Here is a 12,877-nt window from a genome sequence, read left to right on the forward strand (position 1 = left end):
CTCCTCACAATCTTCTGAATATGATACACTTTTAAAAATACATAGATTCAGGAAGGATGACAATGAGATGAAATTCACCACCAAAGTCGTACATAGCCAGCTGAAAGGAACAGAGGAAATCCGCAGTAAGACGACGCCGATTTACCAGACGTCTGCTTTTTCTTTTACGTCACTGGAGGAGCTGGAGGGTTTTTATGAAGGGAAGTCCCCTTATCTTTACACAAGGACAGGCAACCCGAACACCGATGAGCTTGGAAAGATGGTGGCAGACCTGGAAGGAGCGCCTGCAGGTGTCGCGACTTCTTCCGGATTATCAGCGATCCTTGTCGGAATCCTGTCAGTCGTTCAGGCAGGGGATCATATCATCGCAGCCGAGGACTTATACGGCGGGACCTTCCATATGTTAAAAGAAGAGCTGAAAGGATTCGGCATCTCAACCTCTTTTGTTGATTTTACGAGTGAGGGAGAAGTAGAAAGGGCCATCACTCCAAAGACGAAACTTCTGTACAGTGAAACAGTCACAAACCCTTTCATGCGTGTAGAAGATCTTTCAACAATGGTGGAAATCGCCGGGAAGCATAATCTGAAAACGATGATCGACAACACGTTTGCGACCCCGTTTCTCCGCCAGCCTTTCCTGGAAGGGATCGATCTGGTCGCTCACAGTGCCACAAAGTATATTGGCGGGCATAGTGATATCACGGCGGGTGTCGTGGTTGGAAAAGAAGAGCTAGTTCAAAAAGCGAGAGAGAAAGTAGTGAACATCGGTTCAAACCTAAGCCCATTTGAAGCGTGGCTCACATGCCGCGGGGCAAAAACACTGGCACTGCGGGTGGGTACCCAGGCTGGAAATGCCCGGACCCTTGCTGATGAGCTGCGAGGCAATGAACAGGTGAAGAGGGTATACTATCCAACCGATCTGTCTGATAAAGGGAATGGGGCCATCGTCACCATCGAACTCGACTCCGGATGTGATATCAGCACATTCTTTAAGTCCCTGGGCTGGATCAAGATCATCCCGTCCCTTGCAGGCGTGGAAACAACGGTTTCCTATCCGTTGGGAACGTCCCACCGTGCCCTTCCGAAAGAAGCCCAGGAGAAACTCGGCATCAACACCCATGTGGTTCGCATATCGTTAGGTATCGAGGATGGGGAAGATATCGTCGCTCAGTTTAACGAAGCGATCGCGGCTTCAAATAAAAAATAAATTAAAAAATAAAAAATTCTGAAAATAGTCTTGACGTTGAGACCTGTTACCCTTTATAATTCATCTCAACGCAAGAATTTTTCACATTGACAACTACATGCTCTTATCCAGAGAGGTGGAGGGACTAGGCCCGATGAAACCCGGCAACCTTCATGTGCACTCGTCACATGAAAAGGTGCTAATTCCTGCAGGCGATCTGCCTGAAAGATAAGAGGAGGACCCTATTCAATTAGACCCTCTTCTTAGGAAGGGGGTTTTTATTTTTTCCTCTTCCAGCTTCTTAGACCGGCACACTTCCGTTTTTGGATTCAGCAGGAGAATGTTTGGTGGTACTTCAGCTGCTGATATTTTGCACAATGTCAGCAGCTGAAATCATCCCGATTATCAACAGCTGAATATTTTCTCAAATTCAGCAGCTGAAAAACCCATCAGCTGAACCCTAGCACCTATACCCAACTCAAAAAAACCATTCAGGAGGAATTCTCAATGACAAAATCATTCGATTTCGACACTCTGCTTCTTCACGGCGGCCAGGAGCCGGACCCATCCACAGGATCAAGAGCGGTTCCCATTTATCAAACCACATCCTATGTTTTCGACAACAGTGACCATGCCGCCAAGCTATTTGCCCTTGAAGAACCGGGCAATATCTACACGCGGATCATGAATCCGACGGTTGACGTGCTGGAGAAACGCCTTGCCCTTTTAGAAGGCGGAATCGGCGCCCTTGGGGTTTCATCCGGGATGGCGGCCATTTCCCTGTCCATTTTAAATATCGCCGGGGCAGGGGATGAAATCGTGGCAGCCACCAACCTCTACGGTGGCACGTATAATTTATTCTCTACGACGCTTCCGAAATACGGAATCAAGGTCCATTTCGTGGATCCGACCGATCCGGAGAACTTCCGAAAAGCGATTACGCCGAAAACGAAAGCGGTATTCGCCGAGACGATCGGAAACCCAAGTCTCCATGTACTCGATATCGAAGCGGTGGCGAAAGTGGCCCACGACAACCATATCCCGCTCATCATCGACAACACATTTGCCACTCCTTACGTGTGCAAGCCGATTGAGTGGGGAGCGGACATCGTCATCCACTCGGCAACGAAATGGATCGGCGGGCACGGTACGGCGATCGGGGGAGTCGTTATCGACGGCGGGAAGTTTGATTGGAATCATGAAAAGTTCCCTGGATTCACGGAAGAGGATCGGAGTTACAATGGGCTTCGGTACGCACAGGATGTGGGGGCAGCCGCCTTCATCACAAAATTGAGGGTGCAGCTGCTTCGTGACCTCGGGGCATGCTTGAGTCCACAAAACGCCTTTCTGTTATTGCAGGGATTGGAAACCCTGCATCTCCGCATCGAGCGTCACACCGAAAATGCGTTGAAGATCGCGGAGCACTTAGATCAGCATAGTGGTGTCGCGTGGGTGTCTTACCCAGGTCTTCCACAGCATCCATCCCACGCACTTGCTCAAAAATATTTGAAAAACGGAGCAGGCTCCATCGTCGTCTTCGGAATCAAAGGAGGCAGGGATTCAGGACGGAAAGTCGTCGACAACATCTCCCTCTGGTCCCATGTTGCCAATGTAGGGGATGCGAAGTCGCTGATCATCCACCCAGCGTCCACGACCCATCAGCAGTTAAACGATCAGGAAATCCGAGCGACCGGTGTAACAGAGGATCTCGTGAGACTTTCCGTCGGGTTGGAATCTGCGAAGGATTTGATCGAGGATCTGGATCATGCGATCGAAGTGGCGCTGGAGACTTCCCGGGTGTAAATGAGAGATTTTTCTGAAAAGATTAATAAACAAAAAGGAGGTGGAGGAATGGAGAATTCATACTCATACGAAGTAAGCTCCATTACCATCCCATCCCTCACATTAGAGTCAGGCAAAACGTTGCAAAATGTTCAGCTTGCGTATGAAAGGACCGGAAACAAGGGAGGCCCGGTCATCCTCATATGCCACGCCCTCACCGGCACCCATATCGTTAAGGGGACGAGTGAGGACCGGGGCTGGTGGGATGGACTGATCGGTCCCCGCTCTTATATTGATACAAATCGTTACAATGTGATTGCTTTCAATGTATTGGGAGGATGCGAAGGAAGCACGGGACCTGCGTCCAACCGTTCCGACACGGGAGAGCGTTACGGTCCCGACTTCCCTCACATCACCATAAGGGACATGGTCCATGCTCAATATGAAGCGCTCCAACAGCTTTCCATCGATCACATTGAAGCGGTGATCGGTGGCTCATTGGGTGGGATGCAGGCGTTGGAGTGGGGTGCTGAGTACCCTTCCTTTATAAAAAAGGTGTTCGCCCTCGCCGTCTCGCCTGCATTGAATGACTATGGCATTGCGTTTAATCATATCGGGATCACGGCCATCGAGGGGGATCCTGATTTTCAGAAAGGGTACTATCCCGAGGGTGCCACGTTAAAAGGGTTGGAGATTGCTAGAATGGTTGGAATGGTGACGTACCGGACACAGGAGTTGTTTGATCAGCGTTTTCAACGGCAGAGGACCAATGAGCAATACAATGTGGAAAGCTATCTTGATTATCAGGGAAAGAAACTGGGGAAGCGATTTGATCCGAACAGCTATCTTACCCTTCTGAAAGCCATGAATACCCATGATATCGGCAGGGGAAGGGGAGGTACGGAAAAAGTAGCGGAGTCCTATCAGTGCGAGCTGATCTCGATCAGCTATGAGGGTGATTTGATTTATTCTCCCCAGTATTTAAAGGAATTCACCGAAGGAGTTCCAAAGGGTGAACACTATTTTATCCCAACAGCCTTTGGACATGATGGGTTTCTTGTTGAATTCGGGAAGTGGGGAGGGATCATTTCATCCCACCTTACAAATCTCCGGGTCCAACGGGTGGTGACGGGTTAAATCATCTACTGCGAATCATAACTCGTCCCCCTCCGGCATATAGTTAAATAAGCAAAGACATCGCACCGCCTTAGCGCGTTTTTGTGTGGTGTCTTTTTTCGTTGGATGGGTCAGCGGCTTTACCGGGCTGCTCTTATCCAGAGCATAAACAAACGACAAGCTGGAGGGGAATATATGGAGTGGACGGGCAGAAAGCTCATCATCACCATCATCATTAGCATGCTGATCGGTGCAGGAGGAATGTATGGCGGCTTGGAGTGGACGGGCGGTTCGGGGGACGAGCTTGCTCAGTTTGACGGTAAAGGGGAGCTGAATGATAAGCTTCACAAGGTGGAAGTCGCGTATGATCTGATTAGTGATAAGTTCTTTCAGGATGTGGACAAGGGACAGCTCGTGGAAGGGGCGATTCAGGGGATGCTGAAGACCCTGGATGACCCGTATTCTGTTTATATGAACGCCGAGACCGCGTCCCAATTTAATGACGCCCTGGATTCCTCCTTTGAAGGAATCGGGGCAGAGGTGACGATTATGGATGGAAAACTGGTCATCGTGGCTCCTTTTAAAAATTCACCTGCAGAAAAAGCCGGGTTGAAACCCAATGACCGCATCATCAAGGTGGACGGAAACAGCATCGACGGCCTTGATCTTTATGAGGCCACGTTGAAAATCAGAGGTAAAAAGGGAACCGATGTTAAATTGTCGATTACGAGAGAGGGGCTCTCAGATCCGATCGAAGTGTCCGTGAAACGGGATGAAATCCCTGTTGAAACAGTAATCTCGGATGTAAAGGAAGTCAATGGGAAGAAGACGGGATATATTCAGATCACCACCTTCTCGGAAAATACGGCCGTCGATTTTAAAAAGCAGCTGGCCGAACTGGAGAAGAAAAAGGTAGAAGGATTGATTCTCGATGTCAGGGGCAATCCGGGCGGACTTCTTTCCAGTGTGGAAGACATCCTCAAACAGTTCGTCACAGAGAAAAAACCGTATGTGCAAATCCAGGAACGAAGCGGAGAGGTGCTGAAGTCCTTCTCAAATAGCAAGGAAAGAAAAGCGTATCCTGTCGTCGTTCTCATCGATGAAGGCAGTGCGTCCGCATCTGAAATCCTTGCCGGGGCACTGAAAGAGGCAGAGGGATATCCACTGATCGGGACGAAGAGCTTCGGGAAAGGGACCGTCCAACAGGCAGTGCCGATGGGGGATGGCAGCAACATCAAATTGACGATGTTCAAATGGCTGACGCCGAACGGGAATTGGATCCATAAGAAGGGCATCAAGCCGGATATCCCGGTCAGACAGCCATCCTACTTCTATGCACATCCTCTCCAGGTGGAAAAACCATTGAAAGAGGGAGCGAACAACGAACAGGTGCAGAATGCCCAGGAAATGCTTCAAGGATTAGGCTTCTCACCTGATCGGACCGATGGATATTTCAGCAAGAAAACCGCAAAGGCCGTCAAGGATTTCCAGATCCAAGAAAGCATGGACGTCACGGGAGTCATTGATGCCAAAACAGGCGAAAGATTGCAGGAAGAAATATTCAAAGCCGTAAAGGATGAAAAGAACGATCTGCAGCTGCAGGCTGCCTTGGAGTATATAGAGCGCACGGCAAAATTGGATCAATAATGGAAAGGGATCTCTCTTCGTGAGAGGTCCCTTTTTGTGAGGCATTTGATTCATTTCTACCTATTCATACGGAGAATGCGCACTCATTTCGCGAAACAATCTATTATAATAATGATCCTCAAAATGATAGAAAGGAGATTGATAGAATGTTCTCAGTTAAAGATAAAGTCGCCATCGTCACAGGCGGTGGACGAGGTCTCGGAAAAGGAATGGCCCTGGCCTTGGGAGAGGCGGGAGCGCATGTCGTGATCTGTTCAAGGAACCATTCGGCGTGTGAAGAAGTGAAGGAATCACTGATTGGTTTAGGTGTACGGTCACTGGCCATCCCGTGTGATGTCACGCAGAAAGCGGATGTCGTGAAGGTGGTCGAAATGGCAATGAAAGAGTTTGGTAGAATCGATATTCTGATTAATAATAGCGGGAGGTCCTGGGCGGGTCCTTTTGCCGACATCCCTGAAGATAAATGGGACAAGGTGATGGATGTCAATGTAAAGGGAGCTTTTTTGTTTTCCCAGGAAGTATCCCGGATCATGGTTCAACAGAAATATGGAAAGATCATTAACATCGCATCTGTTACGGGGTTCGGCGGGACGAATCCCATGCTCTTGGATACTGTACCCTATAATACGAGCAAAGGTGCAGTCATGACGCTGACAAAGGATCTGGCGGTGAAGCTTGCCCCTCATAACATACAGGTGAATGCCATCGCTCCGGGATTCTTTCCTACCAAGATCACCAAGGAATTATTTGCTCGTCAGGGGAACATGATCAAGCAGCATATACCGGCAAGGAGATTTGGAGAGGCAGGAGACCTGAATGGGGTAGCCATCTTCCTATCCTCTTCTGCTTCCGATTATATGAACGGTCACATTCTGGTCGTGGACGGCGGCATTCGTGCGCAAGTATAAGGAGGGGAAGACATGGATCAATTTTATAAAGACCTTAAAGTATTAGGGATGAGTGTGGAGTATGAACTGAATGAATGGATAAAAGAGAAATTGGATGATAGGGAATTGGTAGAATCAGTAAAGAATTGGCTGCTGCTGTTCCAGGCTGTAATCATACTCATCCAACTACTGTCACTTGACCGGACAGCTAAATGAAGAAAAAACAATGGAGGTCAATAATATGAAAGAAGAGAATTACCAGAAGGAGATCGCACGTTGGAAAGGTTTCTTCGGCACCTTGCAAAATGTAAGTGAATGGGAGCCGAACTTTACAAGAGAAGAAATCTGGAATCAATACAATAGTACACTGTGGTACTATCACTCTGAAAATGAAAATGGTCACATCCCCGTATTTTTCCTCTATTCACATATCAATAAACCATCGATACTCGATCTGACAAAGGAACATAGTCTGATAGGGAAATTCCTTCAGGAGGGATACGATGTGTACCTTCTTGAATATGGCGAACCTGAATTGGATGAGAAAGGAATCGGATTGGCGGAATATGTCTTTGGATATGTCGACCCATGCATTCACCGTGCCCTTCAGCATAGCGGAAAAGACCAGCTGTCTCTTGCCGGTTTTTGTTTAGGAGGGACCTTGGCGGTGATTTATGCAGCCTTAAAACCCGCTCTCATCCGAAACCTGTTGCTGTTTGTCACCCCCGTTGATTTTAATCAGGTCCCGGACTTTCACAATTGGGTGGCAGCGTTGAAGAAAGATGAGTGGGATATAACAGGGATCATCGAACAAATCGGGATCATCCCGGCAGCCTTCATCCGTTACGGGATGAGGAGTTTGACCTCTCCTGTATACTTCTCTCCCTACTTGTCCCTGTTAAATAGAGCACATGATCAAGATTATGCCCATTATTGGCTTCGTTTCAATCAGTGGACAAATGACCATATTTCCCTCACAGGGGCGATGGCCAGGGATATCCTCACTTATTTGATAAAAGACAATGTTCTGATGAAGGGGGCATTCACCCTCTCCGGGGAAATCGTTGATTTAAAGAATATTCATTCGAACCTTTACCTCATAACCTCGCAATATGATCATTTAGTCCCTCCCTCCATCAGCACGCCCCTATTGGATCTTGTCTCGAGTGAAAATAAACATAATTCAGAGATAAAGGGTGGACATGCCAGTCTCATTAAATACGGGATATCAACGGAATTAAAAGAGTGGTTACACGTTCACTCTAAATAAAAGGAGGGGCACAAATAATGCGGAATTGGGAAATAGACATCACTTTCGAATATTTAGGTTTTGCCTTTTTTGTTTTTAAAGATTTTATCAAATCCTATTTTTATTAAGAAAGGGAGACGGCTGGAATGATATTTCCAGCGTCTCTTTTTTTGCATATGTTGATCCCTTTCCCATCCAATCGACATCATTTCCCGGGAAAATATGTGGAATGCTGTCGGAAATGAAATCGAATCGTAAAACAATCGAATAAAATTGCAATAGGTTTTAGTAGACTCTTTTGATAAAATAGTAGATAATGCAAATTTTCTTACAAAAGGTGGTGACGGATCATTGGTTGAGCTTTGGTTGTTGGAGGTTTTAAAAGGATTTGGGAAATTATTTCTGCATCCTGTTTTATATGTGTCGGTGTTTTTCGCTATTATGACCGGCTATTATCGCGTGAAGAGAGAACGAAGGGATTTCAATACGAGATTGCTGGATGGATATCATGATATGCGGGTATTGTTTTCTTACGGAATCGTACTCGGATTGCTGTTTTCTGTCGTGACGGTCGGGGCTGGGGTTGTCATTCCTTTTGCCGGGATCATTCTCATCGGGGCGGTGTCGATCCTGTTTGCGATGACGGGTCGTTTTCAGCTTATGTCGGCCACCATGACGGCAGGTTTTTCCTACTTTATCCTGGTTATGGTGGATTATTTTCAGTGGGAAATCCCCTATGTGAATACATACGTGGAAAACTTGAACTTGGGGCTGTTGAGTTCCATCACCGTGCTCCTTGGTGTGTTGACGATGATTGAAGGAATCCTCATCCGATTAAACGGCTGGAAGCATACTTCACCCCGTTTACTTAAAAGTTCCCGTGGTCTGAAGGTAGGGGCCCATCTCGGGAAAAAATTGTGGCTTGTCCCCATGTTCGTACTGGTACCCACTGGAACACTGACTCTTCCCTTTGAATGGTGGCCGGTGTTTACGTTGGGAACGGAAACGTATTCGTTACTGTGCGTCCCGTTTCTTCTCGGGTTTCAGCAGCTGGTGAAGAGTACGCTTCCTGAAGTGGCAATCAAGCATACGGGTTCCCGTGTTTTTTGGCTGGGTGCATTCGTATTGACCTTAGCCGTAACGGGTTTCTGGGCTCCCATGTTTTCGATTGGGGCGGGGGTTGTCGCCATCCTTGGCCGGGCATGGATTGCTTACCGCTACCGGAGTACGGAGGATTCGAAGCCATACTTCTTTAAACGGCAGCCGAAGGGAGTCATGATCCTCGGTATCCTGCCTGGCTCTCCTGCAAAGAAGCTGACGCTTAAAGTCGGTGAAATCGTCCTGAAGGTGAACGGAGTCGACGTGAATACGGAACGGGCTTTCTATGAAGCGCTTCAAAAGAACGGGGCATATTGTAAGCTCGAGGTACAGGGAACGAACGGTGAAAACCGCTTTACTCAGGGTGCCCTGTATGAAGGGGATCACCATGAACTGGGCATCATTTTTGCCGATGAGTCTTCAGGATGGGAGCATCATCAGGTTTCTTAATAGAAATAAAAAAGGATAGCCGCGGCTATCCTTTTTTATGTGATTCATGAAAGGGAAGGGGCTTTTTCGCCATCCTTCTCCGTCTTATCAATAATCGACGTACCAACCAAATCCCCCGTCACATTCAGGGCCGTACAACCCATTCCGACAAGGGCATCAATCGCTGTCAGGAGTGCAACGGTTTCCATCGGCAGGCCAAGCTGGGCGAATACCGTGGCGATCATGATGATTCCTGCCCCAGGGACACCTGCTGTTCCGATCGAAGCAAGTGTTCCTACGAGTACCACGACGAGCATATCGGTCAGGCTTAATGGGTTGCCGACCACATTGGCAGCAAACACTGCCGAGACGGCGATTCGAATGGCGGCACCATCCATGTTGATGGTGGCCCCGAGTGGTAAGCTGAAGCCGTATAAACTTTTAGGCAGGCCGAGATTTTTGGCCGCATTCAGTGTCAAAGGCAGGGTTCCCGAGCTGCTTTGAGTCACAAAGGCTGTAACCATCGGTGTACGCGCCTGGGAAAAGAACTTTCTCGGGCTGATTTTAAAACCAACCAGAGCGACGATATAAATGGCAATTTGGACAAACAAGGCTATATAAAGAACGAGAATCATATTCCCTAAAGATAGTAATGTGTCCAGTCCTTGGTTCCCGACTGTATTTGCCATGATGGCAAAGATGCCGATGGGAACGTATTGAAGGATCACCTTCATGATCGCCATGGTCGCTTCGTTCAAACCATTCACGACTTTGTATACATGCTCACCGAGTTCGTGATATTCAGTGGAAGAACGTAAATAGGAAATCGCGATTCCAAACACGATAGCGGTAAAGATGATCCCCAAAAGGTTCATGTCTGTGAATGCCGTGACGATGTTATCCGGAATGATATTCAGGAGTACACTTGTGACACCGGGATTTTCCGGTACCTTGAATGTCTCCGCAGTATCGAGGGTCATGCCTGTTCCCGGTTTGAAGATAGTTGCAACGGCAATCCCGACAATGATGGCTAAAGCAGATGAAAATAGATAGTATAAGAACGTTTTTCCACCCATGCGGCCGAGCTTGCTTACGTTCGTCTGGTTCACTCCGACCATCAGTGTAAACAAGATAAGGGGGATGATCAGGAACTTAAGCAAGCGAATCAGGATATCGCCAAGGGGTGAAAGGACGGATGCATCCTTTCCGAATATAAGCCCGACGGCGATCCCCAGTACGAGAGCCACGGTTATTTTCAGGATAAGAGATGTATTGAGATACCCTCTCCAGAGAGATTTCATGTGTTGACGCCTCCTTCTTGTTATAGTAGATTTCCCCAAAAGTCTAAAACATAACATCTATATAAATCTGATGGGTTTAGTGAGGATTCATTTTCATAAGATACAATAGATGAAAGGAAGTGTCAAAATCCATGCCCACTAACAATAAGGACCCATTAAAAAAGGAGCTGCCAAGTCGGCAGCTCCTTCTCCATCTTAATAAATCGTCAAATGGCGATTCTTTCCTTTTAGTATTTGGAAGACACCATATAAAAATAATCCGGCTGCGACGAATCCGAGCAGCCATTGACCGAACGGCTGCTGGGCAAGTTTCGATAATGCCCCGTCGAGCCCCTGTGTTTTGTCGGGGTCTGCGGTGATGGCTGTCTGGATAAAGAAATACCCGATGAGTAAAAAGACGATTCCACGTGAATACAGTCCGAGTTTCCCCGTCTTTCTTCCAAGTTCCCATTCCTTTTCCGTCATTTCATGGCGTTTGAATTTGTCGGTATATTTTTCCGTATAAGCTTTATGAATTTCATAGAGTGCAAAACCTATGATGACAAGTCCGACAATCCCGACGATCCATTGACCGAACGGCTGTGCAAGCAGTTTGGCTGACAGGGTCTGTTTGGAACCTGAACCTGACCCCGAGCTTTTGGCGTGCATGGCGATGGCGATGGCATTATACGTCAAGGAACCGTAGGCGATCCCGCTGATCAGGTTCGCCAGTCTCCTGAACATGGACTTCCCGCCGTTTTTCACGTGCTCCGGATCCTTGATCACTTGAATGATCCGCCAAAGGACGATCCCGATCAAGCCCACACCCAGGATCCAAAGAAGGACTTCACCGAACGGTTTGCTTGCCACGGCTGAAAAAGCACCACTCGAGTCGGATGTGCTTCCCCCTATGCCGAGTGCAGCCATCACGGATAGTGCCCCGATGAGCATATATACGATACCCCTTGAGATGTAGCCAATCCGTGCAAATCCTTTAATCCAAGGCTTTATGTCATTAGATGAAGAGGATGAATTCTCCCTGCCCCCCCTTGAGGCGGTAATGGATGATGCTTCTGCCATAAACGTTTCTTCCTTTCTGATTCGATTTTCGTAAGACTTATGTATGCTATTCCCTTGCTCGTGAAAAAACAAACCTATTTAACGAACAGTAAATATTGGATGGATGCAAACCATTTTGTCTTTTTTTCTTTAAGAATTTTTTACAAATAACCTATTTACAACCCATCTCGAGAGGAGTAATATATCTATCATCAAATGAATATTCTTTATCGCTTAATTCGTTTCTTTGAAGCGGGGGACCCATGTTTAAGGGGTGAATCCTTTCTCCGGAAAGGTAGGGCTACTTCCATGACCCGAATCCGTCAGCTAACCCCGTAAGCGTAGTGGGAGAGGATGATACTTGTGATCTGTTATGGAGAATGACCACAGGCTTGGTTCCTGCTGGTCTTTTTGCGTTGTTTGGGATTAAAGTCATGAACAGGCAACAGTTGGTTAAGCTATAAAAAAGGTTTTGGAGGATTTCATCATGAAAAAGCAGTTTGCCGTTATAGGATTAGGTAGATTTGGAGGGAATTTGGTCCGGGAATTAGCGGATCTGGATGTCGAAGTGCTGGCCATTGACATCCATCACGATGTGGTACAAGAATTTATCGATATTGCGACCCATGCTGTGCAGGCGAATGCCATGGATGAATCGGTCTTGAAATCACTCGGTCTTAGAAACTTCGATCACGTCATTGTATCCTTTGGGGATAATATAGAAGCAAGTATTCTTACGACGCTGCTCCTCAAGGAATTGGGGGTCAAGGAAGTGTGGGTGAAAGCGTCCAATTCCTATCATCAGAAGGTGCTGGACCGGATCGGGGCGGATAAGGTCATTCACCCTGAACGTGACATGGCAAGACGGATCGCCCATCATATCACGTCGGAGAAAATCATCGATTATATCGAGCTCTCAAAAGAACACAGCATTGTAGAGGTTTACGCCTCTAAGAAAGTAGCCAATAAAACGTTGAATGATCTGGACGTCCGGGCAAAGTTCGGCTGTAATATCATCGCCATCCATCGCGGGGAGGAAGTCATTGTGTCCCCTTCTGCCGAGGAAGTGGTTGAAATAGAGGATCTTCTCATCGTCATCGGACATAATCGGGATATTAACCGTTTTGAAAAAGAAGGTGTATAA

At 47.3% G+C, this 12,877-nt stretch carries 11 protein-coding genes and 2 riboswitches; of the genes, 9 read left to right on the forward strand and 2 right to left on the reverse strand.

The window, feature by feature from the left end:
* Positions 1-67: 67 nt before the first annotated feature.
* From CN378_RS11135 to CN378_RS11170, 8 genes are all read left to right on the forward strand, one after another.
* Positions 68-1,207, forward strand: coding sequence for a trans-sulfuration enzyme family protein (locus CN378_RS11135; RefSeq protein WP_098351965.1), 1,140 nt, complete (start codon positions 68-70; stop codon positions 1,205-1,207).
* Between the two features lie 100 nt (positions 1,208-1,307).
* A riboswitch (SAM riboswitch) is annotated at positions 1,308-1,421 on the forward strand.
* A gap of 272 nt (positions 1,422-1,693) precedes the next feature.
* On the forward strand, positions 1,694-2,989 hold the full coding sequence (locus tag CN378_RS11140; protein ID WP_098351966.1) for an O-acetylhomoserine aminocarboxypropyltransferase/cysteine synthase family protein: 1,296 nt from the start codon (positions 1,694-1,696) through the stop codon (positions 2,987-2,989).
* A 48-nt stretch (positions 2,990-3,037) separates the two neighbouring features.
* On the forward strand, positions 3,038-4,105 hold the full coding sequence (gene metX / locus CN378_RS11145; RefSeq protein ID WP_098351967.1) for a homoserine O-acetyltransferase MetX: 1,068 nt from the start codon (positions 3,038-3,040) through the stop codon (positions 4,103-4,105).
* Between the two features lie 174 nt (positions 4,106-4,279).
* Entirely contained in the window at positions 4,280-5,731 is a 1,452-nt protein-coding gene (locus CN378_RS11150) for a S41 family peptidase (RefSeq protein ID WP_098351968.1), read from the forward strand.
* Positions 5,732-5,877: 146 nt separating this feature from the next.
* On the forward strand, positions 5,878-6,639 hold the full coding sequence (locus CN378_RS11155) for a glucose 1-dehydrogenase (protein ID WP_098351969.1): 762 nt from the start codon (positions 5,878-5,880) through the stop codon (positions 6,637-6,639).
* Positions 6,640-6,651: 12 nt separating this feature from the next.
* On the forward strand, positions 6,652-6,834 hold the full coding sequence (locus CN378_RS11160) for a hypothetical protein (protein WP_098351970.1): 183 nt from the start codon (positions 6,652-6,654) through the stop codon (positions 6,832-6,834).
* A 25-nt stretch (positions 6,835-6,859) separates the two neighbouring features.
* Positions 6,860-7,888 carry an alpha/beta fold hydrolase gene (locus CN378_RS11165; protein WP_179884879.1) on the forward strand — a complete coding sequence of 343 codons (1,029 nt, stop codon included), beginning with the start codon at positions 6,860-6,862 and terminating at the stop codon, positions 7,886-7,888.
* 330 nt (positions 7,889-8,218) lie between these two features.
* Positions 8,219-9,415: a PDZ domain-containing protein gene (locus CN378_RS11170; protein ID WP_098351972.1), complete on the forward strand. Its 1,197-nt coding sequence runs from the start codon at positions 8,219-8,221 to the stop codon at positions 9,413-9,415.
* Between the two features lie 44 nt (positions 9,416-9,459).
* On the opposite strand, the gene CN378_RS11175 is transcribed toward CN378_RS11170, so the two are convergent.
* The gene (locus CN378_RS11175) at positions 9,460-10,695 is read right to left on the reverse strand and encodes a dicarboxylate/amino acid:cation symporter (RefSeq protein WP_098351973.1); all 1,236 of its coding nucleotides are present in this window, start codon (positions 10,693-10,695) and stop codon (positions 9,460-9,462) included.
* 195 nt (positions 10,696-10,890) lie between these two features.
* On the reverse strand, positions 10,891-11,754 hold the full coding sequence (locus CN378_RS11180) for a DUF1206 domain-containing protein (protein ID WP_098351974.1): 864 nt from the start codon (positions 11,752-11,754) through the stop codon (positions 10,891-10,893).
* Positions 11,755-11,954: 200 nt separating this feature from the next.
* Positions 11,955-12,091: riboswitch (cyclic di-AMP (ydaO/yuaA leader) on the forward strand.
* Positions 12,092-12,220: 129 nt separating this feature from the next.
* Here CN378_RS11180 and CN378_RS11185 point away from each other — a divergent pair.
* Positions 12,221-12,877, forward strand: coding sequence for a potassium channel family protein (locus CN378_RS11185; RefSeq protein WP_098351975.1), 657 nt, complete (start codon positions 12,221-12,223; stop codon positions 12,875-12,877).

This window comes from Bacillus sp. AFS015802, assembly GCF_002561455.1.
GTDB lineage: Bacteria > Bacillota > Bacilli > Bacillales > Bacillaceae_B > Rossellomorea.

What these genes read in the sequence shown, in the direction of transcription:
- CN378_RS11135 (WP_098351965.1), top strand. Translation starts at nt 68, where the DNA reads ATGAAATTCACCACCAAAGTCGTACATAGCCAGCTGAAAGGAACAGAG.
- CN378_RS11140 (WP_098351966.1), top strand. Translation starts at nt 1,694, where the DNA reads ATGACAAAATCATTCGATTTCGACACTCTGCTTCTTCACGGCGGCCAG.
- metX (WP_098351967.1), top strand. Translation starts at nt 3,038, where the DNA reads ATGGAGAATTCATACTCATACGAAGTAAGCTCCATTACCATCCCATCC.
- CN378_RS11150 (WP_098351968.1), top strand. Translation starts at nt 4,280, where the DNA reads ATGGAGTGGACGGGCAGAAAGCTCATCATCACCATCATCATTAGCATG.
- CN378_RS11155 (WP_098351969.1), top strand. Translation starts at nt 5,878, where the DNA reads ATGTTCTCAGTTAAAGATAAAGTCGCCATCGTCACAGGCGGTGGACGA.
- CN378_RS11160 (WP_098351970.1), top strand. Translation starts at nt 6,652, where the DNA reads ATGGATCAATTTTATAAAGACCTTAAAGTATTAGGGATGAGTGTGGAG.
- CN378_RS11165 (WP_179884879.1), top strand. Translation starts at nt 6,860, where the DNA reads ATGAAAGAAGAGAATTACCAGAAGGAGATCGCACGTTGGAAAGGTTTC.
- CN378_RS11175 (WP_098351973.1), bottom strand. Translation starts at nt 10,695, where the DNA reads ATGAAATCTCTCTGGAGAGGGTATCTCAATACATCTCTTATCCTGAAA.
- CN378_RS11180 (WP_098351974.1), bottom strand. Translation starts at nt 11,754, where the DNA reads ATGGCAGAAGCATCATCCATTACCGCCTCAAGGGGGGGCAGGGAGAAT.
- CN378_RS11185 (WP_098351975.1), top strand. Translation starts at nt 12,221, where the DNA reads ATGAAAAAGCAGTTTGCCGTTATAGGATTAGGTAGATTTGGAGGGAAT.